Annotated in this window: 26 protein-coding genes, 1 pseudogene and 1 riboswitch; of the genes and pseudogenes, 21 read left to right on the top strand and 6 right to left on the bottom strand. The window is 71.7% G+C overall.

Annotated features, from left to right (window positions below; all coding sequences use genetic code 11):
- Window positions 1-329: pseudogene (locus tag EEJ42_RS49485) on the bottom strand (fructosamine kinase family protein); the annotation flags it as partial.
- Window positions 326-790, bottom strand: a complete 465-nt coding sequence (locus EEJ42_RS49480; RefSeq protein ID WP_123108692.1) for a low molecular weight protein-tyrosine-phosphatase — start codon at window positions 788-790, stop codon at window positions 326-328. The pseudogene EEJ42_RS49485 and the gene EEJ42_RS49480, both read right to left, overlap by 4 nt.
- A gap of 94 nt (window positions 791-884) precedes the next feature.
- On the opposite strand from EEJ42_RS49480, the gene EEJ42_RS49475 reads away from it, so the two are divergent.
- Window positions 885-1,379, top strand: coding sequence for a MarR family winged helix-turn-helix transcriptional regulator (locus tag EEJ42_RS49475; protein WP_123108688.1), 495 nt, complete (start codon window positions 885-887; stop codon window positions 1,377-1,379).
- A 4-nt stretch (window positions 1,380-1,383) separates the two neighbouring features.
- Here EEJ42_RS49475 and EEJ42_RS49470 read toward each other — a convergent pair whose 3' ends face one another.
- Window positions 1,384-2,934, bottom strand: a complete 1,551-nt coding sequence (locus EEJ42_RS49470) for a carboxylesterase/lipase family protein (RefSeq protein WP_123108687.1) — start codon at window positions 2,932-2,934, stop codon at window positions 1,384-1,386.
- A 150-nt stretch (window positions 2,935-3,084) separates the two neighbouring features.
- On the opposite strand from EEJ42_RS49470, the gene EEJ42_RS51585 reads away from it, so the two are divergent.
- Entirely contained in the window at window positions 3,085-3,240 is a 156-nt protein-coding gene (locus tag EEJ42_RS51585) for a DUF6131 family protein (RefSeq protein WP_179938312.1), read from the top strand.
- A gap of 17 nt (window positions 3,241-3,257) precedes the next feature.
- Here the strand turns inward: EEJ42_RS51585 and EEJ42_RS49465 are convergent, their stop codons facing one another.
- Window positions 3,258-4,112, bottom strand: a complete 855-nt coding sequence (locus tag EEJ42_RS49465; RefSeq protein ID WP_123108686.1) for a LysR family transcriptional regulator — start codon at window positions 4,110-4,112, stop codon at window positions 3,258-3,260.
- A 68-nt stretch (window positions 4,113-4,180) separates the two neighbouring features.
- On the opposite strand from EEJ42_RS49465, the gene EEJ42_RS49460 reads away from it, so the two are divergent.
- From EEJ42_RS49460 to EEJ42_RS49450, 3 genes are all read left to right on the top strand, one after another.
- Window positions 4,181-5,119, top strand: a complete 939-nt coding sequence (locus tag EEJ42_RS49460; RefSeq protein ID WP_123108685.1) for an EamA family transporter — start codon at window positions 4,181-4,183, stop codon at window positions 5,117-5,119.
- Between the two features lie 69 nt (window positions 5,120-5,188).
- Window positions 5,189-5,389, top strand: a riboswitch (cobalamin riboswitch).
- A 28-nt stretch (window positions 5,390-5,417) separates the two neighbouring features.
- A complete protein-coding gene (gene nicT / locus EEJ42_RS49455) occupies window positions 5,418-6,518 on the top strand; it encodes a Nickel transporter NicT (RefSeq protein ID WP_246098056.1) in 1,101 nt (366 codons plus the stop codon).
- 134 nt (window positions 6,519-6,652) lie between these two features.
- Entirely contained in the window at window positions 6,653-8,629 is a 1,977-nt protein-coding gene (locus EEJ42_RS49450) for an aconitate hydratase (RefSeq protein ID WP_123108683.1), read from the top strand.
- 197 nt (window positions 8,630-8,826) lie between these two features.
- Here EEJ42_RS49450 and EEJ42_RS49445 read toward each other — a convergent pair whose 3' ends face one another.
- A complete protein-coding gene (locus tag EEJ42_RS49445) occupies window positions 8,827-9,513 on the bottom strand; it encodes a GAF and ANTAR domain-containing protein (protein WP_123108691.1) in 687 nt (228 codons plus the stop codon).
- Window positions 9,514-9,550: 37 nt separating this feature from the next.
- Entirely contained in the window at window positions 9,551-10,483 is a 933-nt protein-coding gene (locus tag EEJ42_RS49440; protein ID WP_246098054.1) for a hypothetical protein, read from the bottom strand.
- Between the two features lies 1 nt (window position 10,484).
- Here EEJ42_RS49440 and EEJ42_RS49435 point away from each other — a divergent pair, with 1 nt between their 5' ends.
- From EEJ42_RS49435 to EEJ42_RS49360, 16 genes are all read left to right on the top strand, one after another.
- Window positions 10,485-10,727 carry an RraA family protein gene (locus EEJ42_RS49435; RefSeq protein WP_123108682.1) on the top strand — a complete coding sequence of 81 codons (243 nt, stop codon included), beginning with the start codon at window positions 10,485-10,487 and terminating at the stop codon, window positions 10,725-10,727.
- Window positions 10,728-10,778: 51 nt separating this feature from the next.
- The gene (locus tag EEJ42_RS49430) at window positions 10,779-11,705 is read left to right on the top strand and encodes an SDR family oxidoreductase (RefSeq protein WP_123108681.1); all 927 of its coding nucleotides are present in this window, start codon (window positions 10,779-10,781) and stop codon (window positions 11,703-11,705) included.
- A 127-nt stretch (window positions 11,706-11,832) separates the two neighbouring features.
- Complete coding sequence (locus EEJ42_RS49425; protein WP_123108680.1) at window positions 11,833-12,762, top strand: LysR substrate-binding domain-containing protein; 930 nt, start codon at window positions 11,833-11,835, stop codon at window positions 12,760-12,762.
- Window positions 12,743-13,846 carry a mandelate racemase/muconate lactonizing enzyme family protein gene (locus tag EEJ42_RS49420; RefSeq protein ID WP_123108679.1) on the top strand — a complete coding sequence of 368 codons (1,104 nt, stop codon included), beginning with the start codon at window positions 12,743-12,745 and terminating at the stop codon, window positions 13,844-13,846. Before EEJ42_RS49425 ends, EEJ42_RS49420 begins: the two co-directional genes overlap by 20 nt.
- Before the next feature lie 63 nt (window positions 13,847-13,909).
- A complete protein-coding gene (catA, locus tag EEJ42_RS49415; RefSeq protein ID WP_123108678.1) occupies window positions 13,910-14,776 on the top strand; it encodes a catechol 1,2-dioxygenase in 867 nt (288 codons plus the stop codon).
- 6 nt (window positions 14,777-14,782) lie between these two features.
- Window positions 14,783-15,079: a muconolactone Delta-isomerase gene (catC, locus tag EEJ42_RS49410; RefSeq protein WP_281291703.1), complete on the top strand. Its 297-nt coding sequence runs from the start codon at window positions 14,783-14,785 to the stop codon at window positions 15,077-15,079.
- Between the two features lie 43 nt (window positions 15,080-15,122).
- Window positions 15,123-16,358 (top strand): FAD-dependent monooxygenase, encoded by a 1,236-nt coding sequence (locus tag EEJ42_RS49405; protein ID WP_123108677.1) that lies wholly within the window; start codon window positions 15,123-15,125, stop codon window positions 16,356-16,358.
- Between the two features lie 93 nt (window positions 16,359-16,451).
- Complete coding sequence (locus EEJ42_RS49400; RefSeq protein WP_123108676.1) at window positions 16,452-18,854, top strand: glycoside hydrolase family 44 protein; 2,403 nt, start codon at window positions 16,452-16,454, stop codon at window positions 18,852-18,854.
- Window positions 18,851-19,972 (top strand): glycoside hydrolase family 53 protein, encoded by a 1,122-nt coding sequence (locus EEJ42_RS49395; protein ID WP_123108675.1) that lies wholly within the window; start codon window positions 18,851-18,853, stop codon window positions 19,970-19,972. Before EEJ42_RS49400 ends, EEJ42_RS49395 begins: the two co-directional genes overlap by 4 nt.
- A gap of 46 nt (window positions 19,973-20,018) precedes the next feature.
- Window positions 20,019-20,645: an alpha-ketoglutarate-dependent dioxygenase AlkB gene (locus tag EEJ42_RS49390; RefSeq protein WP_123108674.1), complete on the top strand. Its 627-nt coding sequence runs from the start codon at window positions 20,019-20,021 to the stop codon at window positions 20,643-20,645.
- A gap of 116 nt (window positions 20,646-20,761) precedes the next feature.
- Window positions 20,762-21,517, top strand: a complete 756-nt coding sequence (locus tag EEJ42_RS49385; RefSeq protein WP_123108673.1) for an IclR family transcriptional regulator — start codon at window positions 20,762-20,764, stop codon at window positions 21,515-21,517.
- 145 nt (window positions 21,518-21,662) lie between these two features.
- Complete coding sequence (locus tag EEJ42_RS49380) at window positions 21,663-23,003, top strand: MFS transporter (protein ID WP_221179512.1); 1,341 nt, start codon at window positions 21,663-21,665, stop codon at window positions 23,001-23,003.
- On the top strand, window positions 22,967-23,425 hold the full coding sequence (locus tag EEJ42_RS49375; protein ID WP_123108672.1) for a nuclear transport factor 2 family protein: 459 nt from the start codon (window positions 22,967-22,969) through the stop codon (window positions 23,423-23,425). Before EEJ42_RS49380 ends, EEJ42_RS49375 begins: the two co-directional genes overlap by 37 nt.
- On the top strand, window positions 23,422-23,730 hold the full coding sequence (locus EEJ42_RS49370) for a hypothetical protein (protein ID WP_123108671.1): 309 nt from the start codon (window positions 23,422-23,424) through the stop codon (window positions 23,728-23,730). Before EEJ42_RS49375 ends, EEJ42_RS49370 begins: the two co-directional genes overlap by 4 nt.
- Window positions 23,727-25,022 carry an aromatic ring-hydroxylating oxygenase subunit alpha gene (locus EEJ42_RS49365; RefSeq protein ID WP_123108670.1) on the top strand — a complete coding sequence of 432 codons (1,296 nt, stop codon included), beginning with the start codon at window positions 23,727-23,729 and terminating at the stop codon, window positions 25,020-25,022. Before EEJ42_RS49370 ends, EEJ42_RS49365 begins: the two co-directional genes overlap by 4 nt.
- Window positions 25,012-25,545 carry an aromatic-ring-hydroxylating dioxygenase subunit beta gene (locus EEJ42_RS49360; RefSeq protein WP_123108669.1) on the top strand — a complete coding sequence of 178 codons (534 nt, stop codon included), beginning with the start codon at window positions 25,012-25,014 and terminating at the stop codon, window positions 25,543-25,545. The genes EEJ42_RS49365 and EEJ42_RS49360 overlap by 11 nt, the downstream gene beginning before the upstream one ends.
- Window positions 25,546-25,548 lie beyond the last annotated feature (3 nt).

The following is a 25,548-nucleotide window of genomic DNA, read 5'->3' as shown; positions in this document are numbered from 1 at the left end:
GCCAGGTCGCGGCCGAACCGCGCCGCCGCGGGGGCGCCCGCCCGGCCGGACGGGACCCGGTCGGTCACCAGCCAGCGCGGATCGTGGCCGTGCACCACCGGGACGCGGACCGTGCCGGTGTCGGCCAGCCAGCGCAGCCCCGCCGCCTCCGCCTCCACCGCGCCGGGGTCGTCACCGCGCTTGACCATCACCACCTGCCCGCCGTCGAGGGTGACTTCGGCGAGCGCCCCGGACATCGCGCGCTCGCCGGTCACCGGGCGCCCGGTGAGGCGGGCCGCCGCCGCGCCCGGCCCTTCGCCGGTTCCGGCCGGGTCCGGACCGGCGGTCATGCGTCCACGCGCTCGCGCGCCCAGGCGAGCAGGCCGGGCGTCGCGGCTTCGATCATGTCCAGCACCGTGTCGAATCCCTCCGGGCCGCCGTAGTACGGATCGGGGACGTCCAGGTCGCCGGTCGCGTGCGGGTCGAAGGACCGCAGCATCCGGACCCGCGACGGATCGTCGACCAGGCGGCGCAGGGCCCGCTCGTGGCCGCCGTCCATCGCCAGGAACAGGTCGGCGTCCAGATGCTCGGCGCCGACCTGGGCCGCGACGTGCTCGACCGGATAGCCGCGCCGCACCAGCACCTCACCGGCCCGTTCGTCGACGGCCTCGCCGACGTGCCAGGGGCCGATACCGGCACTGGTGACCCGCACCGCGCCGTCGAGCCCCGCGCGGCGCAGATGCTCGGCGAAGACCAGCGCGGCGGACGGTGAGCGGCAGATGTTCCCGCTACAGACGAAGCAGATGTGCACGGCCACCAGCGTAGGGCCGTATCCCCCGGCGCCGGGGGACGGGGTGGGACGCGGGCCGTGTTCCCGTCCGACGCCGGACGGTAGCGTCACGATCATGACTGTCTTAAGCAACGGCCTCACCGACCAGGCCCCGGCCGATCCTGCCGCCACCGAGGACATGCTGGCGAGCCAGCCGGTCGGCTACTGGACCGGCCTGGCCCACGCGACCGTCACCCGGCATCTGCGCGACGCGATGGCCAGGATCGACGTCACCCAGCCGCAGTACTGGGTGCTCAACTGCGTGCACTCCTGGCCCGCCGCGCCGAGCCGCGAGGAGGTGGCCGACCGGCTGACCCCCCTCGCGGACGGTCCGTACGAGATCCCGCGCGTCGTCGACCAGCTGCTGCACCGTGGCTGGCTCCGGGCGGACGCCGACGACCGTCTGCACCTCACCGACGCGGGTGAAGCCGCTCGCGTGACGCTGCGCGCGCTGGTCACCGAACTGCGCGCCGTCGTCCACGAGGGGGTCGGCGACGAGGAGTACGCGGCCGCGCTGAAGGTGCTGCGCACGATGGTCGCCAACGTCCGGCGCGCCGAAGGCGTGACGTGAGCAGTCAGCTGAGCAGCGGCAGGGCCGGGAAGGTGTGGTCCTGCCAGAGGAGCCGGGAGGTCTCCTCCGGGTAGGCGGTGACCTCGGGCGCCGCGTCGAAGACCTGGGTCAGGCGGCGGTCGGGGTCGTACGCGGGCCAGCCCGGGTCGCCCGTCGTGGCGAACGCGGTCCAGGCCGTACGGAAGCGGGACGACAGCGCCTCGGCCTCCGGTGAGGGACCGGAGCCGTCGAACAGCAGCAGGCCGAGGTCGGCGTCGAAGGTGCCGAACAGCAGCGGTATGTCCAGGCCGTGGCAGGCGCCCATGACGCCGCCGCCCGCCGGGGCGGGCCAGGTCAGCTCGTACACGTGCGCCCGGCCGCCCCCGGCCACCTGGGCCTCGGCCAGCCGCAGCGAGGGCATGTGGAACAGCCAGTCGGACTGGACCCGCTCGTGGAGGTCGGCGGGGGAGGCTTCGGGGAAGGCGGCGCGATAGGCGCGTTCGCCGTCCGGGCCCGGCCCGAACGCGCGCAGCGCCGCCGCCGCTTCCTTCTCGCCCGCCAGTCCGAGCTGCCCGCCGAGGGCCAGGAACAGCCGGTACTCGTCCCGGTTGTGCCCGGAGATCAGCTCCACGTCGCGGGCCGAGCCCGCCGCCAGCGCCTGCCACGGGGTGGTCGGCAGCACCTCGCCGTCCACGACGGGCGCGAAGGGGGTCAGCGTGTGCACCACCTCCCCCCACCGCTCCTCGTACCGCCGCATGGCGGGGCCCAGCGCCTCGCCCGCCGAGGGCAGTTGCCGCGGATCCACCGTGGACAGATCGGCGGCCGTCGGCCGCAGGCCCACCTCGGCGGCGAGCGCGCCCGCGATGTCCCGGGCCAGCTCGCCGGAGAAGTACGTGCCCGGCACGCTCTGCGCGATGGCGCGCCGGAACAGTCCCGCCGCGCTCGGCATGGCCAGCAGCGAGGCGACCGATCCGGCTCCGGCCGACTCCCCGAACACGGTGACCCGGCCGGGGTCGCCGCCGAACGCCGCGATGTTCTCCCGCACCCATTCCAGGGCCGCGACCTGGTCGAGCAGACCGCGGTTGGCGGGCGCCCCGTCGATCTGGGCGAAGCCCTCGATGCCGACCCGGTAGTTGAGGGTGACCACGACGACGTCGCCGTCACGGGCGATGCGCCGGGCGTCGTAGCCGGGGCTGCCGGAGTGGCCGAGCTTGTAGGCGCCGCCGTAGATCCACACCATGACGGGGCGGCGGGCGGCCGGGTCCGGCTCGGGCGTCCACACGTTGACCGTCAGCCAGTCGTCGCCCGTCGGCGCCTCCAGGACCCCGGCGCGGCCCATGAACCCCGACTCCTGCGGGGGCGGCGGCCCGAAAACGTACGCGTCCCGCGTCCCCTCCCAGGAGCGCACGGGGCGCGGCGCCTGAAACCGCGCGTCCCCCACCGGCGGCTCGGCGAACGGGATGCCGCGGAACACGGCCAGACCGCCCTCCCGGCGGCCGCGCACCGCACCGGCGGCGGCGCGCACCACGGGCTCGGCGGTCCCGGTTGCCGACTCGCTGGACTCGGCTGTCGTCATCGATGACTCCTCGCGGTTCCTGGTGAACACGTCGGAGCCACGATGCCCGAGCCGCGCACGGATAGCCCCGGCGGGGTGCGACGTGTTGGCGTGGCAGGCGGAAGAGGCAGATAGTGGAAGTGGAGCACTCTCGAGAGATCGGAGGACACCATGATTGTCCTCGGGGTCATTCTCCTCATCATCGGTCTGCTGACCGGCATCGCCGTTCTGTGGACGATCGGCATCGTCCTTCTCGTCATCGGGGCGGTCCTGTGGGCCATGGGCGCCGCCGGTCACGCGGTCGCCGGACGGCGACACTTCTACTAAAGGCGCAGACCGGGGGGTCACCCCGTGCGGTACAGGGCGGTGATCAGCTCGATCACCGCCTGCCCCGCGGGGTGCGGATCGTCCCGCCACCAGCCCAGCCGCACCGCGATCGGCTCGGCGTCGCGCACCGGCCGGTACACGATGCCGGGCCGCGGATACTGGTGCGCGGTCGACTCCGCCGTCATCCCCACGCAGCGGCCCGTGGAGATCAGGTTGAGCCAGTCGTCGACGTCGTGCGTCTCCTCGGTGTCCGGGCGGGAGCCGGGTGGCCAGAGCTCGGGGGTGGTGGTGCCGGTCCGCCGGTCGACCAGCAGCGTGCGGTCGCTGATGTCGGCGAGCCGGATGGAGCGGCGCCGGGCCAGGGGGTCGTCCGCCGCCATCGCGCACAGCCGCCGCTCCAGCCCCACGATGGCGGAGTCGAAACGCTGGTCCTCCAGCGGCCTGCGCAGCACGGCCAGGTCGCAGGCCCCTTCCGCCAGACCGGCGGTGGTGGCGTTGACGCGGACGAGGTGCAGATCGGTCTCCGGATGGGCGGCGGCCCAGCGGCGCTGGAAGGTGGGGGTGTGGCTGCCCAGCGCCGACCACGCGTAGCCGATCCGCAGCCGTGTGTGACCCGACGTGGCCTCCCGCACCAGATGGTCCACCTCGCCCAGCACCCGCCGGGCCTGCGCCACCACCCGCAGCCCGGTGCCGGTCGGGGTCACCGTCCGGGAGGTACGCCGCAACAGGCGCACCCCGAGGGCGCGTTCGAGCGAGGCCACCGTGCGGGACACGGCCGCCTGGGAGACTCCGAGCGCGATCGCGGCATCGGTGAAGGTGCCCTCGTCCACGATCGCGACGAGACAGCGCAACTGTCGCAGCTCCACATCCATAACCCAAGCGTATAGGTGTGGCGGTCAACGCATTTTGCGCAACGCTCGCGCGACCGCACGATCGCGGTATGGACGCAGCCCACGCTCCCGCTTCCGCTCCTGCTCCCGCCCAGCCGACCGCCACGTCACACCGCGCCGGTCCGGATCTGCCGGACGCCCCGGGCCGGAAACCGGCCGGGCACCCGCTGGCCGGTGTGCTCATCATGGCCGGCAGCGGCCTGTCCAACCAGACCGGCGCCGCGATCGGCTCCCTCGCCTTTCCCGTGCTCGGAGCCTCCGGTGTCGTCGCGGTACGCCAGTACGTCGCGGCCATCGTCCTGCTGGCCGTCGGCCGCCCCCGCTTGCGGTCCTTCACCAAGCAGCAGTGGTGGCCGGTGCTGCTGCTGGCCCTGGTCTTCGGCGCCATGAACCTGTCCCTGTACAGCGCCATCGACCGCATCGGCCTCGGGCTCGCGGTGACCCTGGAGTTCCTCGGGCCGCTCACCATCGCCCTGTCCGCCTCCCACCGCCGCACGGACGCGTGCTGCGCGCTGGTCGCGCTGGCGGGCGTGGTCACCCTGATGCGTCCTCAGCCCTCCACCGACTACCTGGGCCTCGGCCTCGGGCTGCTGGCCGCCGCCTGCTGGGCGTCGTACATCCTGCTCAACCGCACCGTCGGCCGCCGCGTCCCCGGGGCGCAGGGGTCGGCTGCGGCCGCGGCGGTCTCCGCCGTGCTGTTCCTGCCCGTCGGCATCGCCATCGCCGTGCAGCACCCGCCGACGCCGGGGGCGGCCGGATACGCCATCGCGGCCGGTGTCCTGTCCTCCGCCGTGCCCTACCTCGCCGACCTGTTCACGCTGCGCCGCGTACCCGCTCAGACCTTCGGGCTCTTCATGAGCGTCAACCCGGTCCTCGCCGCCGTCGTCGGATGGGTCCTGCTCGGCCAGGGCCTGGGGTGGACCGAGTGGGCGAGCATCGGCGCCATCGTCGCGGCCAACGCGCTCAGCATCCTCACCTCGCGCGCGTGACCGTTGCCGAACCGCACGCGCCTGACCGTTGCTGAAAGTGCGCCACTTGCCGGTTTTGCGGGGTGCCGCCTACAGTTGCCGCGCCGTGGTGTTCGGGAAGCCGGTGGGAAACCGGAGCGGCCCTCGCCACTGTGAATCGGGGAGTTCTCGTCCCGTTCCGCGGCCGCAGGACCGGGCCGCGGAGCCACTGGCCGCCTCGCGCGGCCGGGAAGGCAGGGGCGGTCGCGTCGACCCGTCAGCCAGGAGACCGGCCGCGGCATCTCACGAAGTGATCCACGAGGTGCTGGAGCGTGACCGCATGACCCTGCCCACCGCATTCGCATGGCGGCGCGAGGACACCGTCCGGACCGCCGGGCTGCTGGCGGTGATCGTCGCCCTGCACGCCGTCGCCTTCGGTCTGCTCTTCCTGGTGGTCACCCCGCACCACTACGAGGTCGGCGCCAAGACGTTCGGCGTCGGCCTCGGGATCACCGCGTACACCCTGGGCATGCGGCACGCCTTCGACGCCGACCACATCGCCGCGATCGACAACACCACCCGCAAGCTGATGGCCGACGGCAAGCGGCCGGTGTCGGTGGGCTTCTGGTTCGCGCTCGGCCACTCCAGCGTCGTGGTGCTGCTGGCCGCGCTGGTCGCCGGCGGTACGCGGCTGGCGGGCACCCTGGTGAACGAGAACTCCGGCACCCACCAGGTCCTCGGGGTCATCGGCACCACCGTGTCGGGGACCTTCCTCTACCTCATCGCCGCGCTCAACCTGGTCGCCCTGCTGGGCATCCTGCGGGTGTTCCGGGCGATGCGCGCCGGGCAGTTCGACGAGTCGGAGCTGGAGGCGCACCTGGACTCGCGCGGCTTCATGAACCGCGTCCTGGGCCGCTTCACGAAGTCCATCACCCGGCCCGGCCAGATGTACCCGCTCGGCTTCCTCTTCGGGCTCGGCTTCGACACCGCCACCGAGGTCACGCTGATGGTGATGGCCGGGAGCGGCGCCGCCGCGGGACTGCCCTGGTACGCCGTCCTGTGTCTGCCGCTGCTGTTCGCCGCCGGGATGAGCCTGTTCGACACCCTCGACGGCACCTTCATGAACTTCGCCTACCAGTGGGCGTTCTCCAACCCCGTCCGCAAGGTGTTCTACAACCTGGCCATCACCGGTCTGTCGATCGCGGTGGCCTTCCTCATCGGCACCATCGAGCTGGTCGGCGTGCTCCACGACAAGCTCGCCCTGCGGGACGCCGTCACCGGCTGGATCTCCGGCCTGAACCTGGACAACGTCGGGTTCATCATCGTCGGCCTGTTCGTCGTGGTGTGGGCCGCGGCGCTGGCCTACTGGCGGATCGCCAAGGTCGAACAGCGCTGGGCCGTCCGCACCGCCCCGGCGGCCGCGGACGCGGACGGCGGCTGACGCCGGGCCCGGGGCCGGGACGCCCGTCCGGGTGACTGTGCCGGGGCGGGCCCTGCATGGCGGCCGCGGAACGGGAACCCGCATGGTGGCGCCCGGACCGTCCGGCAGCGCCGCACCGGGAAGGCGGTACCGCTATGGGTCTGCCCCATGGCCACGCACACGGCACCGTGACGCAGCGGCTGATCGGCGACCACCTCGTGTCCGGCAGCATGCGGCCGGGGGAGGAGATCGCGCTGCGCGTGGACCAGACGCTCACCCAGGACGCCACCGGCACCCTGGTGATGCAGGAGCTGGAGGCGCTGGCGCTGGACCGGGTCCGTACGCAGGTCAGCGTCCAGTACGTCGACCACAACATCCTCCAGGCCGACGAGCGCAACGCCGAGGACCACCTCTTCCTGCGTTCGGGCGCCCGCCGCTTCGGCCTGTGGTTCTCCAAACCCGGCAACGGTGTCTCCCACCCGACGCACATGCAGCACTTCGGCGCCCCCGGCAGAACGCTCGCCGGATCCGACTCGCACACCTGCGCGGGCGGCTCCCTGGGCATGCTGGCGATCGGCACCGGCGGCCTGGAAGTGGCTCTCGCCATGGCCGGACGGCCGCTCCACCTGACCATGCCGGCGATCTGGGGCATCCGGCTGACCGGGGAACTGCCGCCGTGGGTCAGCGCCAAGGACGTGATCCTGGAGATGCTGCGCCGTCACGGGGTGCAGGGCGGCGTCCACCGCGTACTGGAGTACCACGGGCCCGGCCTGGCCTCCCTCACCGCCATGGACCGGCACGTCATCGCGAACATGGGGGCGGAACTCGGCGCCACCACCACCGTCTTCCCCTCCGACGGCGCGGTGCGCGACTTCCTGGCGGGGGTGGGGCGGGGCGAGGACTTCGTGGAGATCGTCGCGGACGAGGACGTCCGTTACGACCTCGACGAGGAGATCGACCTGTCGTCCCTGGAGCCGCTGATCGCACGGCCCACCTCCCCGGGAAACGTCGTGCCGGTCCGGGAGGCCGCCGGGGAGCCCATCGGGCAGGCGGTCCTCGGCTCCTCCGCCAACCCCGGGTTCCGCGACTTCGCCGTACCGGCGGCCATGGTGGCGGGGCGGCAGACGGCGCCCGAGGTGAGCTTCGACATCAACCCGACGTCCCGCGAGATCCTCCAGGACCTGACGCGCTCCGGTGCCACGTTCGACCTGATCGCCGCCGGTGGCCGCATCCACCAGTCGGGCTGTCTCGGCTGCATCGGCATGGGCCAGGCCCCCGCCGCGGGGCGCAATTCGCTGCGTACGTTCCCGCGCAACTTCCCCGGCCGCTCCGGCACCGAGGACGACGCGGTGTGGCTGTGTTCACCGGAGACCGCCACGGCCTCCGCGCTGACCGGCGTCATCACGGACCCGCGCGACTGGGCCGACCGCCTGTCGGCGGTCCCGCCCACCCCGGACGCCCCCGCACCGGCGTCGGTCAACGTCGCCATGCTGGAGCCGCCGCTGCCGCCGGACGAGGCCCGCCGCGTCCAGCTGCGGCGCGGCCCCAACATCTCCGCGCTGCCCGATCTCGATCCGCTGCCGGACACCCTGGAAGGCCCGGTCCTCCTCAAGGCCGGTGACGACGTCTCGACCGACGAGATCTCCCCGGCCGGGGCGAAGGCCCTGCCGTACCGGTCCAACATCCCGAAGCTGGCCGAGTTCACCCTGACCCGGCTGGACCCCGACTACCCCCGGCGCGCCGCGTCGGCCCGGGACGACACCGGACACCTCATCGTGGCCGGGGCGAACTACGGCCAGGGCTCGTCCCGCGAACACGCCGCCATCACCCCGCGCTACCTCGGACTACGGGCGGTCATCGCCAAGTCGTACGCCCGCATCCACTGGCAGAACCTCGCCAACTTCGGCGTCCTCGCCCTCGAATTCGACGACCCCGGCGACTACGAGCGCATCGAGACCGACGACCGGCTGCGCCTGCCCGGTCTGCACGAGGCCCTCGCCAGGACGGACGACCCGACGCTCCGGGTGCGCAACGTCACGCGGGACGAGGAGTACCTGCTGCGCCACCGGCTCTCCCCGCGGCAGTGCGAGGCGGTCCTCGCGGGCGGCATCATCCCGGCCCTGGCCCGCTGACGGGCGCTCGCCCGCTGACCGCCGCTGGCCCGCTGACCGGTCATCACTCATCGGGTCCGGTGCGCATGCATACGGGTCCGGGCGGCGGGTACTCGCCGCCCACGCTGTCCGCGAGTCCCCCGGGGGAACGGGATGGCCAGGCTCTTCCGGTCCAGAATGCGGGCCGGTGGAGCCGCCCCTCGGCGGCACGGCGGCGGTCAGTCGTCGATGCCGCCGCTCTCACACACCTGCCGGGCGATGTCCCGCAGCTTGATGTTGCGCTCCTGGGACACCCGCCGCAGCACGCTGAAGGCGTCGTCCTCGCTGATCTTGAGGCGCTCCATGAGGATGCCCATGGCCTCGCCGATGGTGTGCCGGGTGGAGAGCGCCTGCTGGAGCTGGTCGGCGGTGCGGGCGCTGGAGAACGCGACCGCGGCGTGCGAGGCCAGCAGCCAGCCCGCCGTCTCACTGCCCTTGGTGAAGACGCCCGTACTCCGCGAATAGAGATTCAGCGAACCGAGTTCCTCCTCCCGCGTGTAGAGCAGGAACCCCATCATGCTCCCGATGCCCAGGTCGCGGGCCCGGCGCCCGAACTCGGGCCACCTCTCCTGCGGCGCGGCGAAGTCCTTGATCCGGTGGACGGGCTCGCTGCGGAGCGCGGCGTCGAAACACGGGCCCTCACCGGTCAGCTCCTGCAACTGATCGGAGCGGACCACCAGCCCCTCGGTCGGGGCCAGGGTCTCCACCTTCTGACCGTGGAGGACCAGGATTCCGGCCGCGTCGCACCCCTCGACGATCTCCACGGCACATTCGGTGATCCGCTCCAGCGTCCCGTCCACCGAGTCCTGCGCCAGCAGGTCCCGCGCCATCACGGCCATCTGCTCCGCGAAGCTCTCCCAGTCCATCTCCACCGTCTCTCTCGCCGTCGTCCCCGCAGGGCCATCATGGTCCCTGGAGGGAACGGCGGACCACGTACGGCAGGATGCCGCCGTGGCGCAGGTAGGCGAGTTCCTGCCGGGAGTGGATGCGCAGCCGCAGTTCCGCCGTGGTGTGGCGGTCGTCACCTCCGTGGAGATGCATGATCACCCGGTTGGTCCCGACGCGCAGCTCGCCGAGCCCCTCGAAGGAGAGGTCCTCTTCTCCGGTGAACGCGTGGGCCGAGGCGCTGTCGCCCTCGGCGAACTCCATCGGCAGGACACCCATGCCGATGAGGTTGCTGCGGTGGATGCGCTCGTACGACTCGGCGACGACCGCGCGCACCCCCAGCAGGGCCTGGGCCTTGGCCGCCCAGTCGCGGCTGGAACCGGCGCCGTAGTTGCGGCCCGCGACGACGACCAGGTCGTAGCCCGCGTCGCGATAGGTGGGCGCGGCCTCGTACACCGGCAGGACGCGGGTGCGGTCGGCCGTGTACGTGTGGGCGCCCGCACCGGACCGGGTGCCGGGCAGCTGGTTGGTCACCGCCGGGTTGGTGAAGGCGCCGCGCAGCATGACCTCGTGGTTGCTGCGGCGGGTGGAGTACTGGTTGAGGTCCCGGCGGGCGACCTGGCGTTCGGCCAGCCAGTGGCCCGCCGCGCTGTCGGCGGGGATCCGGCCCGCGGGGGAGATGTGGTCGGTGGTGACGTCGTCGCCGAGGTGCAGCAGCACCTTCGCCCGGCCCAGGGTGACGCGGTCCGGGGCGGTGGCCGCCAGGCCGGTCAGATGCGGCGGGCGGCGGACGTAGGTCGACTCCGGGCTCCAGGGGAAGCGGGTGCTGCCCGGCGCCTCGACGCCGCGCCAGGCGTCGGTGCCGTGGTGGAGGCGGGCGGCGTTCTCCCGGAACAGCTCGGGGCGGGGCGACGGAGGGGCCTCGCTGGGTACCGCCCTCGTCGGCGACATCATGGCCAACCGGGCGGAGGCCAACGGGTGGGCGGGTCTCGTCCTGTACGGAGCCATCCGCGACAGCGTGGCCCTCGCCGGTATACGGGTCGGTGTCCAGGCCCTCGGCGCCATCCCGTGCAAGAGCGGAAAGGCCGGGCGGGGCGCGGTCGACGTGCCGGTGTCCTTCGGCGGTGTCACCTTCACCCCCGGCGACATCCTCCACGCCGACCAGGACGGAGTCGTGCTGCTGCCCACGAGCTGACCGGGTGTCGCGAGGTGCCGTGAGCGCCCTCCGGCGTGCGACACTCACCGGGTGAGCTGGTCACCGGACCACGAGGCGCTGCGCGGACGGGTCGCCGTCGTCGCGGGGGCGACGCGTGGCGCGGGCCGCGGCATCGCCACCGCGCTGGGCGAGGCCGGTGCCACCGTCATCTGTACGGGCCGCAGCAGCGTCACGGGCTCGGGCGGATCGGACTACGACCGGCCCGAGACGATCGAGGAGACGGCCGAACACGTCACCCGGCTCGGCGGCACCGGAATCGCCGTACAGACCGACCACCTCGACCCCGAGCAGGTCCGGCGCCTGGCGCGGCGCATCCGCCACGACCACGGCGGCATCGACGTGCTGGTCAACGACATCTGGGGCGCCGAACGGCTCAAGGGCAGGCCCGCGGACTGGAACACCCCCGTCTGGGAGCACGATCTCGACGCCGGTCTGCGCATCCTCCGGCTCGGCCTCGACACCCACCTGATCACCTCGCACCATCTGCTGCCGCTCCTGATCGGGAAGCCGGGCGGACTGCTCGTCGAGATGACCGACGGCACCGCCGCGTACAACGCCGGGCGCTACCGGATCTCGGTCTTCTACGACCTGGTCAAGACCGCGGTCAACCGGTTGGCCTTCTCCCAGGGGCATGAGCTGGCGCCCCACGGGGCGACGGCCGTCGCCCTCACGCCCGGCTGGCTGCGCTCGGAGATGATGCTCGACGCCTACGGGGTCCGCGAGGAGAACTGGCGCGACGCGCTGCTCCCGGACCGGGGCGAGGGCCGCCCGACCGCTCCCCGGTCCTTCGCCTCCTCCGAATCGCCGCGCTACGTCGGCCGTGCCGTCGCCGCCCTGGCCGCCGACCCCGGCCGGGCCAGATGGAACCAGCAGTCCGTCAGCTCCGCCCGGCTCGCCGCGGAGTACGGATTCACCGACATCGACGGCTCCCGGCCCGACGTCTGGGGCGCGGGCTGACCGGCTCCCCGCAGCGATGGACCTTCTCCCCTATTGATATCTCCCACGTCTCAATACGCTGTGACCAGGTATTTGTGGTGTATGGGACACGTTGCCTACGCTGAGGCGCGTTCGAGGGGAGTTTCCGATGGAACTCAGGCAGCTCCGGTATTTCGCGGCCGTCGCCGAGACCCGCCATTTCGGGAGGGCCGCGGAACGGTTGCACATGGCCCAGCCCCCGCTGTCCCAGGCGATCCGACGGCTGGAGGCGGAGCTGGGAGTGGAGCTGTTCGCCCGCACCACCCGGCAGGTCGCCCTGACCGGGGCCGGTGAGGTGTTCCGTACCGATGTGGAACGGATCCTCACGGCCGTCGACGAGGCGGTGGCCCGGGTCGGGCGGTTCGCCTCCGGCGTGGAGGGCGTGCTCCGGATCGGCCTGACGGGCTCCGCCTCGTACCGTCAACTGCCCGTGCTGGCCCGGCTGGTGAAGCGCGAGCTGCCGCAGGTGATCCTGGAGGTGCACACGGACATGCTCACGCCCGCCCAGGAAGCGGGGCTGACCGAACGGCGCCTCGACGTCGGCGTGCTGCGTCCGCCGGTGCGGCAGGAGGGCATCGTCCACCGCCCCATCGCCACCGAGCCCCTGGTGGCCGCCGTTCCCGAGGGGCACTGGCTCGGCGAGGCGGACACCGTGCGGGTGGAGCAGCTGCGCCACGAGAACTTCATCATGTACGCGGCCGCGCTCGGCTCCGTCGTGGGCGACGCGGTGGTCCGCAGCTGTCTCGCCTCCGGCTTCTACCCGCACCGCGCGTACGAGGTCACCGAGACCTCGGCCGCCCTGGCGCTGGTGGCCGCCGGGCTCGGCGTCGCCGTGCTGCCGGACTCGATCCGCTCCGCACCGCGCGAGGGAGTGGTGTGCAAGGACATCGAGGACGCGCTGTGCGTCCGCCTGGACCTCGCCTGGCGCGAGGACGACGACTCACCGCTGCTGCGCAACCTCCTCAAGGCGCTGGAGCAGAACGATGTTTTCCTCGCAGGAGACTCGAAGGAGAGCGGCATTGAAGATCGTCAAGGTTGAGGCCATCCCCTTCGCCATCCCCTACAAGAAGCCCCTGAGGTTCGCGAGCGGCGAGGTCCACACCGCCGATCACGTCCTGGTGCGCGTGCACACGGACGAGGGTCTGATGGGGACCGCCGAGGCGCCGCCCCGGCCGTACACCTACGGGGAGACCCAGGAGTCGATCGTGGCGGTGATCGACAAGATCTTCGCGCCGCAGATCCTGGGCCTGACGCCGCTGGAGCGCGAGGCGGTCCACGACAAGCTCGACCGCACCGTCGGCAACCCGACCGCCAAGGCCGCCGTCGACATGGCGCTGTGGGACATCCTCGGCCAGGCCGCGGGCATGCCGGTGTCCGGCCTGCTCGGGGGCTTCACCGACCGGATGCGGGTGAGCCACATGGTCGGGTTCGCGCCCACGGACGAGATGGTGGCCGAGGCGCTGCGGGTCCGGGACACGTACGGCATCACCACGTTCAAGGTGAAGGTCGGACGGCAGCCCTACCGCGCCGACGTCGACGCCTGCCGGGCGCTGCGCGAGGCCCTCGGCCCGGACGCCGGGCTCTACATCGACGGCAACCGCGGTTGGAGCGCGTCCGAGTCGGCGCGCGCCCTGCGGGAGATGGCCGACCTCGGCCTGACCTTCGCCGAGGAACTCTGCCCCGCCGACGATGTGCTGGGACGGCGCTGGCTGGTCGCCCAGAGCCCCGTCCCCTTCATCGCCGACGAGAGCGCCACCCGGGCCGCCGAGGTCACCCGGGAACTCCTCGGCGGATCGGCCACCGCCATCAGCATCAAGACCGCCCGCACCGGGTTCACCGCCTCCCAGCGCGTGCTGCACCAGTGCGAGGGGCTGGGCGTCGAGGTGGTCATGGGCAACCAGATCGACGGCCAGATCGGCACGCTGTGCGCGGTCGCCTTCGGCGCCGCCCACCGCACGGCCTCCCGGCACGCGGGCGAACTGTCGAACTTCCTCGACATGGCCGACGACCTCCTCGCCGAGCCGCTGACCATCGAGGACGGCACCCTGCGCATCCGTGAGGGCGCCGGTCTCGGCATCGACGTCGACCCCGGCAAGCTGGCCCGCTACCGCCAGGACCGCTGACACGGCCGCTGACACGGCCGCGGGAACGATCACCGACACGACCTACGGACAAGGAACGCCATCATGACCGACCTCAGCACCGACCGGCCCGCCGAGCAGGCCACCGCGGCCGCGTCCGGGGCCGCCGCCACCGAGCGGTTCCGCACCAAGGGGCACACCGGCGCCGCCGGGGCCGACACCGCACGCGTGGACACCCTGGTCTCCGAACTCCTCGCCGCCACCCACGACATCATCCGCCGCCACAAGCTGACCTACGCCGAGTACGACGCGCTCAAGGCGTGGCTGATCCAGGTCGGCGAGGACGGCGAGTGGCCGCTGTTCCTGGACGTCTGGGTCGAGCACGTCGTGGAGGAGGTCGCGGGCGAGAACCGCGAGGGCAGCAAGGGCACCATCGAGGGCCCGTACTACGTCCCCGGCGCCCCGAGCCTGCCCGCCGAGGCGACCCTGCCCATGCGCGACGGCGAGGAGGGCACCCCGCTGCTCTTCCAGGGCCAGGTCACCTGCGTGGACGGCACCCCGCTGCCGGGCGCCGTGATCGAGATGTGGCACGCCGACAACGACGGCTACTACTCCCAGTTCGCCCCGGGCCTGCCCGAGTGGAACCTGCGCGGCACCGTCGTCGCCGACGCCCAGGGCCACTTCAAGGTCCGCACCATCGAGCCCGCGCCCTACCAGATCCCCACCGACGGCTCCTGCGGGCGGCTCATCTCCGCCGCGGGCTGGCACGCCTGGCGTCCCGCACACCTCCATCTGAAGGTGTCGGCGCCCGGCCACCAACTCGTCACCACCCAGCTGTACTTCAAGGGCGGCAGTCATGTCGCGGACGACATCGCCCGGGCCGTGAAGCCCGAGCTCATCCTCGACCCCGGCCCCGCGGCGGACGGCGGCGGCCGCGAGGTCACCTACGACTTCGTCCTCGACAAGGTGTGATGCGCGGTGCTGTTCGCGGTACGGATGGACGTCGACCTGCCGCGCGACCTCGACCCCGAGGTGCGCGCGGACCTGGTGGCGCGTGAGAAGGCGTACTGCCAGGGCCTCCAGAAGGCGGGCACCTGGGTCCACATCTGGCGGTGCGTCGGGCAGTACGCCAACCTCAGCGTCTTCGACGTCGAGGACAACGAGGAACTCCACCGCGTCCTGTGGAACCTGCCCCTCTTCCCCTATATGACGATCGACGTCACACCCCTGGCCCGGCACCCGTCCGACCTGGCGGCCGACGACGCCGGGGCATGAGGGAACGCACGACGGGCGGAACGAAGAAACGGAGGCTGACACCATGACGACGGCACCGCGCGTGGCGATCGTGGGAGCGGGGATCGGGGGGCTGACCCTCGGGCTCTTCCTGCGGCAGCGCGGCATCGACGCCGAGATCTTCGAACAGGCGGAGGAGCTGAAGGAGACCGGCGCGGCGGTGGCGCTGTCCGCCAACGCCACGCGCCTGCTGGACGAACTCGGCCTCGGCGCCGCCCTCGGGGAAAGCTCCGCGGTCCCCACCGAACTCGTCTACCGCCACTGGCGCGACGGCCACCGGGTGGCCGCGCACCCGGTCGGCAGCGCGTACCGCGAGCGGTACGGCGGCGCCTACCGCGGTGTGCACCGGGCGGTGTTCCAGACCCTCCTGAGCACCGCGTGGGGCCAGGAAGGGCTGCACCTCGGAGCGCGGGTGCGCGGCCTGGCCGAGGAGCGCGACGGCATGCGCCTGGAGCTGGCCGAAGGGCCCGGCGAGGGCCGCTTCGACCTCGTCGTCGGCGCCGACGGCGTCCACTCCGCGGTCCGCCGCTGGGTGCACGCCGGTGAGCCCGCCGCGTACTCGGGCACCAGCGGCTTCCGGGGCCTGGTCCCCGCCGAACGGGTGCCGTCGCTGCCCGATCCGGGAGCCATCCAGTTCTGGATGGGACCGGGCGCGCACGTGCTGCACTACCCGATCGACCGGCAGGGCACGATCAACTTCCTCGCGGTGGTCCGCGGCCCCGCCCGGTGGACCGCCGGTTCCTGGCGCGCCGAGGCCGCTCCGGGGGAACTCGCCGCCGCGTTCGACGGATGGCATCCGGCGATGGCCGAAATGGTCACCGGGGCGCCGCAGAGCGACCGTTGGGCCCTGTTCGGCCAGGACCCGCTGCGCAGCTGGACCCGCGGCCGCGCCGTACTGCTCGGGGACGCCGCGCACGCCATGCTGCCCCACCACGGGCAGGGCGCCAACCAGACCATCGAGGACGCCGCCACCCTGGCGGACTGCCTGGCCGAGGCGGGTGGGCCGGGGGACTACGACTCCGCGCTGAGCCGTTACGAGCGGCTGCGCCGCGTCCGCACCCGGCAGGTGCAGCGCAGCTCGTGGGTGACCTCGGACCTGCTGCACCTGCCCGACGGGCCCGCCGCCGAGCGGCGCGACCGCAAGCTGGCCACCGTGCCCGAGGACTTCGGCTGGATCCACGCGTATGACGTACGGGCCGTACGCGACGTACGACATGCGGAGATGGCGACCGGCGCGGGCCGGTTCGGTCGAGACGGTTGACACTCCCGCGGGGCTCACTGACCATGCGCAAGGTGGGAGCGCTCCCATCTCTCCCCGTCCTCAGCACGGCCGTTGAGAAGGAGACCCAAGCGCATGACTCCGAGAGCCGCGTCGGCGGCCGTGGTGCTGCTGGTGGCCGCCGCCGGACTGGCCGGCCCCCACCAGGCGGGCGCCTTACCCGGCGGGGGAGCGCGGCCCGCCGCCTCCTCCGCCGCGGAAGGCCCCGCCCTCAGCGTCGACACCACCACCGGCCGCAAGGCCATCGACCCGCACATCTACGGGATCAACTTCGCCGACGAGGCGCTGGCCGAGGAGCTGCGCCTGCCGGTCCGGCGGTGGGGCGGCAACGCCACCAGCCGCTACAACTACCAGCTCGACGCGTACAACGCGGGCCACGACTGGTACTTCGAGAACCTGTACTACGAGAACGGCACCGCCCAGCTCCCGGACGGCTCGCAGGCCAACAAGTTCGTCGAGCAGGACCGCCGCACCGGCACCGACACCGTGATGACCGTGCCGATGAGCGGCTGGACGACCGCGGCGCGCAACGCCGCCTGTGGCTTCAGCATCGCCAAGTACGGGCCGCAGAAGGCGAATGACGCCCAGTGGCGCCCGGACTGCGGCAACGGTGTGAAGACCGACGGCACCAACGTCACCGGCAACGACCCGAAGGAAACCAGCGTCCCCGCGGGCCCGGAGTTCACCAAGGGCTGGGTCGAGTACCTGAAGCGCACCTACGGCCCCGCGGACGACGGCGGGGTCGGCTTCTACAACCTCGACAACGAGCCCGACTTGTGGTGGAGCACCCACCGGGACGTCCACCCGGAGGGCACGGGCTACGACGAGATGCGCGACAGCACGTACGCCACCGCCGCCGCCATCAAGGACGCCGACCCGGGCGCGAAGACCCTCGGCCCGGTCGGCTGGGGCTTCAACTCCCTCATCTACTCCGGCCTCGACCAGAAGACGTGCGGCGAGAAGGGCGGCGACTGCTGGTCCAACCCGCCCGACCGGGCGGCCCACGGCGGGCAGCTGTTCGCGCCCTGGTACCTCCAGCAGATGAAGGCGTACGAGCAGAGCCACGGCCGCCGCATCCTGGACTACTTCGACGAGCACATCTACCCGCAGCAGACCGGGGTGTTCGGCGGCAGCGTGGACGCGGCCACCCAGGAACTGCGGCTGCGCTCCACGCGGCAGCTGTGGGACCCGAGCTATGTGGACGAGAGCTGGATCAACCAGCCCGTCCAGTTCATCCCGCGCATGCGCTCCCTGGTCGACGAGAACTATCCGGGCACCAAGCTCGCCATCACCGAGTACAACTGGGGCGCGCTCGACCACATCAACGGGGCCCTCGCCCAGGCCGATGTGCTGGGCATCTTCGGCCGGGAGGGGCTGGACCTCGCCACCCTGTGGGATCCGCCCACGTCCACGGAGCCCGGCGCCTTCGCCTTCCGCATGTTCCGCAACTACGACGGCAACGGCGGCTCCTTCGGCGACACCGCGGTCCGCGCCGCCAGCGCCGACCAGGACAAGCTCGCGGTCTACGCGGCCGAGCGCAGCAGCGACAAGGCGCTGACCGTGATGGTCGTCAACAAGACCACCGGCGATCTGACCGCCCCGGTATCCGTGACCGGCGGCAGCGCGCCGGGTGGCTCGGCGCAGGTCTACCGGTACGGCCAGGACGATGTCACCGCGATCAAGCACCTGGCCGACCAGCCGCTGACCGACGGCGGTTTCACCGCCACCTTCCCGGCCTACTCCATCACCGAGTACGTCCTGCCCGCCGGATCCTCCGAGGCGAAGCCGCCCACCGCGCCCGGCACCCCGTCCGCCACCGCGGTCGGTTCCGACCGGGCCACCCTCGCCTGGGGCGCGTCCACCGCCGGATCGTCCCCGGTGGCGCGCTACGAGGTGTACTCCGGCGACACCACCGGCGTCCCGGTCGCCACCGTCGCCGTCCCGGCCACGAGCGCCACCGTCACCGGACTGTCCCCGGCCACCGCGTACACCTTCCGCGTCGTGGCCAAGGACACCACGGGCCGTAGCTCCCCGCCATCGGCCCCGGTACGGGTGACCACCACCGGGGCCCCGGCGTCCGCCTGCACGGTCGGCTACACGGTGGGCAACGACTGGGGCAGCGGCTTCACGGCCACCGTCACGATCACCAACAAGGGCCCCACCGTGAACGGCTGGCAGCTCGGTTTCTCCTTCAGCGGCAACCAGAAGGTCACCCAGGGCTGGAACGGCACGTGGCGCCAGAACGCCACCGCGGTCACCGTCGGGGACGCCGGCTGGAACGCCACCCTGGCCACCGGATCCTCCACCACCATCGGCTTCAACGGCTCGTACACCGGCAGCAACCCCGCACCGCGGGACTTCACCCTGAACGGCAAGCCGTGCACCGCCCCCGGCACCGCGGTCGCCGCCCCTATCGCCGCCCCGGTCGGCCACGCGCCCGGCCCGGACGCGGTGCCGGACCGGAGGAGGACACGGTGACCGCGTACGCATGCGGACGCACGCTCAGGGCCGCGCTGCTCGCCACCGTGCTCGCCCTGGCGGCGACCCTGCTCACGGTGCCCGCCAAGGCGTCCGCCGTGAACGCGCTCAGCATGCGCGGCGCCGATGTGTCGACCGCACAGCGCGCCCTCGACCTGGGCGCGAAGTATTACGACGCGAACGGCAACGCCGCCGACCCGCTCGACATCCTCAAGGGCGCCGGGGTGAACTACGTCCGCCTGCGGGTCTGGAACAACCCCGCCGGCGGCTACAACAACAAGGCCAAGGTGCTGGCCTACGCCAAGACGGTCAAGGCCAAGGGCCTGAAGCTGCTGGTCGACTTCCACTACTCGGACACCTGGGCCGACCCGGGCAAGCAGTACAAGCCCGCGGCCTGGGCGAGCCACGGCATCGGCCAGCTCCAGACCGACGTCTACAACTACACCTACGACGTCTGCAACAGCCTCAAGGCCCAGGGCACCGCCCCGGACAGCGTGCAGATCGGCAACGAGATCAACGTGGGCATGCTGTGGAACGACGGCAAGGTGGTCAACAACGACTTCACCAACCTCAGCCTGCTGCTCAAGGCGGGCTACAACGCCACCAAGGCGTGCAACAGCGGCACCAAGGTGATCATCCACACCGCGAACGCGGACAGCGACGCGCACGCGCGCTGGTTCTACGACGGGATCAAGGCGAAGGGCGTCAGCTGGGACCTCACCGGGCTGTCGTACTACTGCATGTGGCACGGCACGCTGTCCACCCTGTACGACGTCACGGCCGACATGAGGTCCCGCTACGGCAAGGACGTCGTGATCGCCGAGACCGCGTACCCCTTCACCACGGCGAACGCCGACAGCACCGGCAACTCGGTCACCTCCGGCTGCTCGGGCTATCCGCTCACCTGGACCGGCCAGGCCGCGAACTTCACCGACGTGCAGACCACCGCCCGCAACGCCGGTGCGATCGGTGTCTTCTACTGGGAGCCCACCTGGTACGCGGTCCCCGGCAACGGCTGGGACCCGGCCGACATCAACAACAGCGGCGACGGCTGGGACAACATGGCCGTCTTCAACTGGACCGGCCACCTGAACCCCAACATCAGATGGACCTCATAGCCACGCCATCGCACACCTGCTCGATTACCTGGTTACACTTGCCGCCATGGGCGCGTATCTCCAGGGCTCGCTCTTCGACCAGGCCGACGCCATCGGCCTCGGCCCGCTGCACGGAGTGCGCAGGACCGAGCTGCGGGACGGGGCCTGGATCGATGTGCTGACCGGGTGGCTGAGCGGGGCGGACACCCTGTTCGCCCGGCTCGCCACCGAGGTCCCCTGGAAGGCCGAGCGCCGGCGGATGTACGACCGTACGGTGCAGGTCCCGCGGCTGCTCGCCTTCTACGGCGCCGACGACACCCTGCCCCATCCCGTCCTCTCCGAGGCCCGGGACGCGCTCTCCGCGCACTACGCGGCCGAGCTGGGCGAACCGTTCACCACGGCCGGGCTGTGCTACTACCGCGACGGCCACGACAGCGTGGCCTGGCACGGCGACCGGACCGGCCGCGGCCGCAGGGAGGACACCATGGTCGCCATCCTGTCCGTGGGCGCGCCACGCGATCTGCTGCTCCGCCCCCGCGGCGGCGGGGCCACCGTGCGGCGGCCGCTCGGCCACGGCGATCTCCTCGTGATGGGCGGCTCCTGCCAGCGGACCTGGGAACACGCGATCCCCAAGACCTCGCGGACGGCCGGACCGCGGATCAGTGTGCAATTCCGGCCCGCCGGGGTGCGGTGAACCCCCCGGCCTCTTGAGCCGACCAGCGCTGTGCACGATGCTCGTGCAGGAACCATGCACCCGCTCGGGCCCCGCCGTGGCCCCGGCTGGAGCGATCACGAGGAAGGTGGCGGCGGATGCGTACCGGGCTGGAGGGAGACTCCCTGCTGCGGAAGGTGCGGCTGATCCTGGGGGCCTTCGAGACCGGGGCGCCGGTGCTCGGTCTGTCGGAGCTGGCGCGGCGGACCGAGCTGGCGAAGACCACCGTCCACCGGGTGGCCACCGAGATGGTCGGTGTCGGCCTGCTGAACCGGCACGGCCGCCGCTACGAGCTGGGCTCCCTCCTCTTCGAGCTGGGCCAGCGCGCGCCCCGGACGAGAGCCATGCGGCTGATGGCGGCCCCCTACCTCGAAGACCTGGCGCTGACCACGCGGGAGACCGTGGTGCTCGCCTTCCCCGGCGACCGTCACGTGGTTTTCGTCGAGAAGTACTTCAGCCAGCGCGGCGGCGGTGTCGCCGTCACCGAGGTCGAGGGCCGGGTGCCGTTCCACTGCGGGGCGTCGGGCAAGGCGCTGCTGGCCTTCGGCGCCGAGGCGATACGCGAGGACGTCATGGCCTCCCCGCTGCGCCGCCGCACCCCGTGGACGATCACCGATCCGGCCCGGCTGGAGGCCGAGCTGGAGCAGGTGCGCCAACAGGGCTATGCCGTCGACCGCCAGGAACTGGTCGTGGGCTACGCGGCGGTCTCCGCGCCCGTGTTCGTCGACGGTGTCGCCGTGGCGACCCTGACCGTGGTGGGCCCGGCCGAGCGTCTGGATGTGCGCAGGCTGGCTCCCGTGGTCACGGCGGCGGGCCGCGCGCTGACCCGGGATGTCGCGCCGGTGAAGGGCTGATTCCGGCAAAGCGGCTGCGTACGCAAACTTTTCGGTCCGGTGACCGGGCCAATGGCATTTCCTCCATCCACGCCTCCGCAAACAATGCGTGAACAGCCGGGCCGCGGCTGGTGATCGTAAGAGGCGGCCGATGGAGGACCCCTACATGGCAGAAACGAAAGGTGCCCCGCGCCAGGTGCGCACGGCGGCGATCGCAAGTCTGGTCGGCAGCGCCCTGGAATGGTACGACTTCTTTCTCTACGGCACGGCCGCCGCGCTCGTGTTCAACACCCTGTTCTTCCCCACCTTCGACCCGCTGGTGGGCACGATCGCCGCCTTCGGCACCAACGCGGCGGGATTCCTCGCCAGGCCGCTCGGCGGCATCGTCTTCGGGCACTTCGGCGACCGGCTCGGCCGTAAGTCGATGCTGGTCATCACCCTGATGATCATGGGGGTTTCGACCTTCCTGATCGGCACGCTGCCGGGCTACGCCACCATCGGCGTGTGGGCCCCGGTACTGCTGGTGGGCCTGCGGGTCGTGCAGGGCATCGCCGTCGGCGGCGAGTGGGGCGGCGGTGTGCTGATCGTCAGCGAACACGCCCCGGACCACCGCCGGGGCTTCTACTCGGCCTGGAGCCAGACGGGCGTGGGGCTCGGGTTCGTCCTCTCCGCCTCGGTCTTCACCCTGATCCAGGCCGTGACCAGCAAGGACGCGTTCCTCGCCTGGGGGTGGCGCGTCCCGTTCCTGGCCGGAATCGTGCTCACCGCCGTGGGACTGGTGATCCGGATGCGGGTCATGGAGACGCCCGCGGCCCGGCAGGCGGCGCCCGCCGAGAAGAAGGCCAGGCTGCCCATCCTCGACGTCCTGCGCACCCATCCCAAGGCGGTGCTGATCGCCTTCGGCGCGCGCATCGCCGAGAACGGCGCGCTGTACGTCTTCCTCACCTTCAGCCTCTCCTACGCGGCCACGATCGGGCTGGACGGCGACCTGGTGCTGACCGCGGTCGTGGTGGGGATGCTGGCCGAATCGTTCGCGATGCCGATGTGGGGAGCGCTGTCCGACCGCGTCGGGCGCCGCCCGGTGTACCTGGGCGGTGCGATCGCGATGATCGTCTGGGCGTACCCGTTCTTCTTGATGTTCGACTCGCGCAACCCGGTCCTGGTGTTCGTGGCGGCCTTCGTGGCGCTCGTGGTCTGCCACGGGACGATGATCGGCACTCAGCCGTCGTTCTTCCACGAACTCTTCGACAGCCGGGTGCGCTACAGCGGGGTCGCCTTCGGCCATGAGCTGGCCTCGATGGTCGCCGGTGGCTTCTCGCCCATCATCGCCACCGCGCTGTTCGCCTGGGCGGGCGCGTCCTGGCCGATCGCCCTGTTCCTGATCGGCATGGGCGTGGTCACCGTCATCGCGGTGGCGCCGGCCCCAGAGACGGCAGCACACCCCGATCACGGAGAGGAGTCCGTTCCAGCATGTCCTCGCCCGAACATCTCGCACACGGGACGTTGATCCGCTATCTGGAGCTGTGCGACGTCCCCCGGCCGCCGGACGCCACCGGCAGCCTGGAGGACCTGTTCACCCCGGACGCCGTGTGGGAGGGCGTGGGCCCTCTCTACGCCGCGAAGTTCGGCCGTACGACCGGCGCACGGGCCATCGCGGACATGGTGTCGGCGCATCTGCCGCCGAACCCGCACTTCCAGGCGAACGTGCACCTGCTCCACCCCGGTACGACGCACACGGAGGGCGAGACGGTCCGGGGGAGGTGGCTGATGCAGCAACTGTCCCGGTACGCGTCCGGAGCCGCCGAACTCGTCGTGGCCAGGCTGGAGGTGGACTTCCGTATCGAGGGGGACACGGCCCGCATCCGCCACTTCCGCACCGAGCGCGTCTTCACGAGCGGCCTCCCCACGGCCGAGGCGGCGGGGCGATGACCGTACACGACGACGGCCGCACGCTGCTCCTCACCTGCTACCGCGACATCCGCCCCTACGGCTGGCCCCATGTGGACCTGTTCCTGCACGACTCGGACGGCAGGGAGCTGAACTGGGTCCACTGGGCGGCCACCGAGGAAGGCCCCGACGGCGCGGACGCCGCCTGCGCCGCCGCCGAACCCACCCTGCGCAGAACCACCCCATGGCGCCACGGCATCCGGGCCGATGGCAGCGACTACTGGACCGCTCACGCCGAGTGGAACGAACAGCCGGACCGCACCGACTCACAGGAAGAGGCGGAATGACCGCATCAACCGAACCCGCCCCCACCGGAAGCCCCTCCGGCCCCGATATCGCCACCCTGGTCCAGGAAGACCGCGTGGACATCTCCCTGTACACCGACCCGGAGCTGTTCGAGCTGGAGATGGACCGCATCTTCAACCGCACCTGGGTGTGGGTGGCGCACGAGAGCGAGATCCCGAACGCCGGTGACTTCCGAACGTCGATGGTCGGCCGTCAGCCGGTGATCGTGACCCGCGACCGGCGCGGTGGCATCAACGTCCTGCTGAACCGCTGCCGCCACCGCGGCGCCAGCCTGTGCGAGGCGCCCCGGGGCAACGCCAACGGGTTCACCTGCCCGTACCACGCCTGGTCCTACGCGCTCGACGGAAAGCTGCGCGGCATCCCGTACCCGGACGGCTACGAGGACGTCCTGGAGAAGAAGGACTTCCCGCTGCACCGGCTGAAGGTCGACAGCTACGCGGGGATGATCTTCGCCAGCTTCAACCCGGACGTCGAACCCCTCGCCGACTTCCTGGGCCCGGCCAGGCACTGGATGGACCTGTTCATGAAGCAGGGCGCGGGCTTCCCGATCAAGGTGCAGGGCGAGCACAAGTTCCGGTTCAACGGCAACTGGAAGATCCAGCTGGAGAACACCACCGACGGGTACCACTTCCCGATCGTGCACCGCTCCTGGATGTCCTCCGTGGACTCCGAGACCGCCGAGATGCTGTCGTTCATGACCGACGAGAAGGCGGTCACCCACTCCCTGGGCAATGGCCACAGCGTCATGGTCATGGTGCCGGAACACGTCGACCTCGACGAGGACGACGGCACCGAGCAGTTGCAGGAGCGCTTCGGACACATCGTCGAGGAACTGTCCCGGACTTACGAACCGGCACAGGTGCGGCGCATCGTGCGCTCCATGCACGGCGCCGGGTTCAACCTGAACCTGTTCCCCAACGTGGCCATGTCGATGGCGTTCTTCCGGGTGCTGCGCCCCCTCTCCGCCACCGAGACGGAGATCCGGCACATGGCGCTGGGCCTGGACGGCGGCCCGGAAATCGTCAACCGTGAACGGCTGCGGATCCACGAGCACTTCCAGGGGCCGTTCGGGTTCGGCAGCCCCGATGACTCCGAGGCATGGGACCGCGTCCAGCGCGGCGCGGCGGCCGGTCCCGGTGTGCCGATCATGGTGAACCGCGGGCTGTCCCGGGAGCAGGACGACAGCAAGGGACGCGTCTCGCACGCCACCGACGAGACCGGTATGCGCGAGGCGTACGCGATGTGGAAGGCGATGATGACCGATGTCCGTTGAGACCCCCGCAACCCCGGACGCGCGGGTGGCACCGGAGTTGCCGCACCTCGCCGATCCCCGGACCGCCGCGGCCGTCGAACTCGTCTGGCGCGAGGCCCATCTGCTGGACCGCAAGCAGTACCACGAGTGGGACCGGCTCTGGGCCCCGGACGGCCGGTATGTGATCCCCATCGATCCGGAGACCGAGGACTTCGAGTCCACCCTCAACATGGTCTACGACGACGACCGCATGCGCCGGATGCGGATCGAGCGGCTGACGTCCGGCCACTCGATCTCGGTCGCCGCCGCCGCGCGCACCGTGCGCACCCTGTCCCGGTTCGTGGTCCAGCACCACGACGACGCGACCCTGACGCTCAGCTCCGCACAGGTGCTGGTCGGCCACCGGCGGGAGCAGACCTTCGTGCTCGGTGCGGACGTCACCCACCGGATCCGGCTGGACGGGCCCGAGCCGCTGATCCAGGAGAAGGTCATCCGGCTGGTCAATTCCGAGGACGCCGTCAACGCGTCCGGCTTCCTGCTGTAGGTG

The organism is Streptomyces botrytidirepellens (assembly GCF_003721215.1).
GTDB classification, from domain to species: Bacteria; Actinomycetota; Actinomycetes; order Streptomycetales; family Streptomycetaceae; genus Streptomyces; species Streptomyces himastatinicus.
The sequence above is the reverse complement of the archived record's forward strand: the minus strand, read 5'-3'. Positions and strand labels throughout refer to the sequence as shown.

Coding starts and splice junctions, on each gene's coding strand:
- EEJ42_RS49475 (WP_123108688.1), top strand. CDS start 885: ATGACTGTCTTAAGCAACGGCCTCACCGACCAGGCCCCGGCCGATCCT.
- EEJ42_RS49470 (WP_123108687.1), bottom strand. CDS start 2,934: ATGACGACAGCCGAGTCCAGCGAGTCGGCAACCGGGACCGCCGAGCCC.
- EEJ42_RS51585 (WP_179938312.1), top strand. CDS start 3,085: ATGATTGTCCTCGGGGTCATTCTCCTCATCATCGGTCTGCTGACCGGC.
- EEJ42_RS49465 (WP_123108686.1), bottom strand. CDS start 4,112: ATGGATGTGGAGCTGCGACAGTTGCGCTGTCTCGTCGCGATCGTGGAC.
- EEJ42_RS49460 (WP_123108685.1), top strand. CDS start 4,181: ATGGACGCAGCCCACGCTCCCGCTTCCGCTCCTGCTCCCGCCCAGCCG.
- nicT (WP_246098056.1), top strand. CDS start 5,418: ATGACCCTGCCCACCGCATTCGCATGGCGGCGCGAGGACACCGTCCGG.
- EEJ42_RS49450 (WP_123108683.1), top strand. CDS start 6,653: ATGGGTCTGCCCCATGGCCACGCACACGGCACCGTGACGCAGCGGCTG.
- EEJ42_RS49445 (WP_123108691.1), bottom strand. CDS start 9,513: ATGGACTGGGAGAGCTTCGCGGAGCAGATGGCCGTGATGGCGCGGGAC.
- EEJ42_RS49440 (WP_246098054.1), bottom strand. CDS start 10,483: ATGTCGCCGACGAGGGCGGTACCCAGCGAGGCCCCTCCGTCGCCCCGC.
- EEJ42_RS49435 (WP_123108682.1), top strand. CDS start 10,485: ATGGCCAACCGGGCGGAGGCCAACGGGTGGGCGGGTCTCGTCCTGTAC.
- EEJ42_RS49425 (WP_123108680.1), top strand. CDS start 11,833: ATGGAACTCAGGCAGCTCCGGTATTTCGCGGCCGTCGCCGAGACCCGC.
- catA (WP_123108678.1), top strand. CDS start 13,910: ATGACCGACCTCAGCACCGACCGGCCCGCCGAGCAGGCCACCGCGGCC.
- EEJ42_RS49405 (WP_123108677.1), top strand. CDS start 15,123: ATGACGACGGCACCGCGCGTGGCGATCGTGGGAGCGGGGATCGGGGGG.
- EEJ42_RS49400 (WP_123108676.1), top strand. CDS start 16,452: ATGACTCCGAGAGCCGCGTCGGCGGCCGTGGTGCTGCTGGTGGCCGCC.
- EEJ42_RS49390 (WP_123108674.1), top strand. CDS start 20,019: ATGGGCGCGTATCTCCAGGGCTCGCTCTTCGACCAGGCCGACGCCATC.
- EEJ42_RS49385 (WP_123108673.1), top strand. CDS start 20,762: ATGCGTACCGGGCTGGAGGGAGACTCCCTGCTGCGGAAGGTGCGGCTG.
- EEJ42_RS49380 (WP_221179512.1), top strand. CDS start 21,663: ATGGCAGAAACGAAAGGTGCCCCGCGCCAGGTGCGCACGGCGGCGATC.
- EEJ42_RS49375 (WP_123108672.1), top strand. CDS start 22,967: ATGTCCTCGCCCGAACATCTCGCACACGGGACGTTGATCCGCTATCTG.
- EEJ42_RS49370 (WP_123108671.1), top strand. CDS start 23,422: ATGACCGTACACGACGACGGCCGCACGCTGCTCCTCACCTGCTACCGC.
- EEJ42_RS49365 (WP_123108670.1), top strand. CDS start 23,727: ATGACCGCATCAACCGAACCCGCCCCCACCGGAAGCCCCTCCGGCCCC.
- EEJ42_RS49360 (WP_123108669.1), top strand. CDS start 25,012: ATGTCCGTTGAGACCCCCGCAACCCCGGACGCGCGGGTGGCACCGGAG.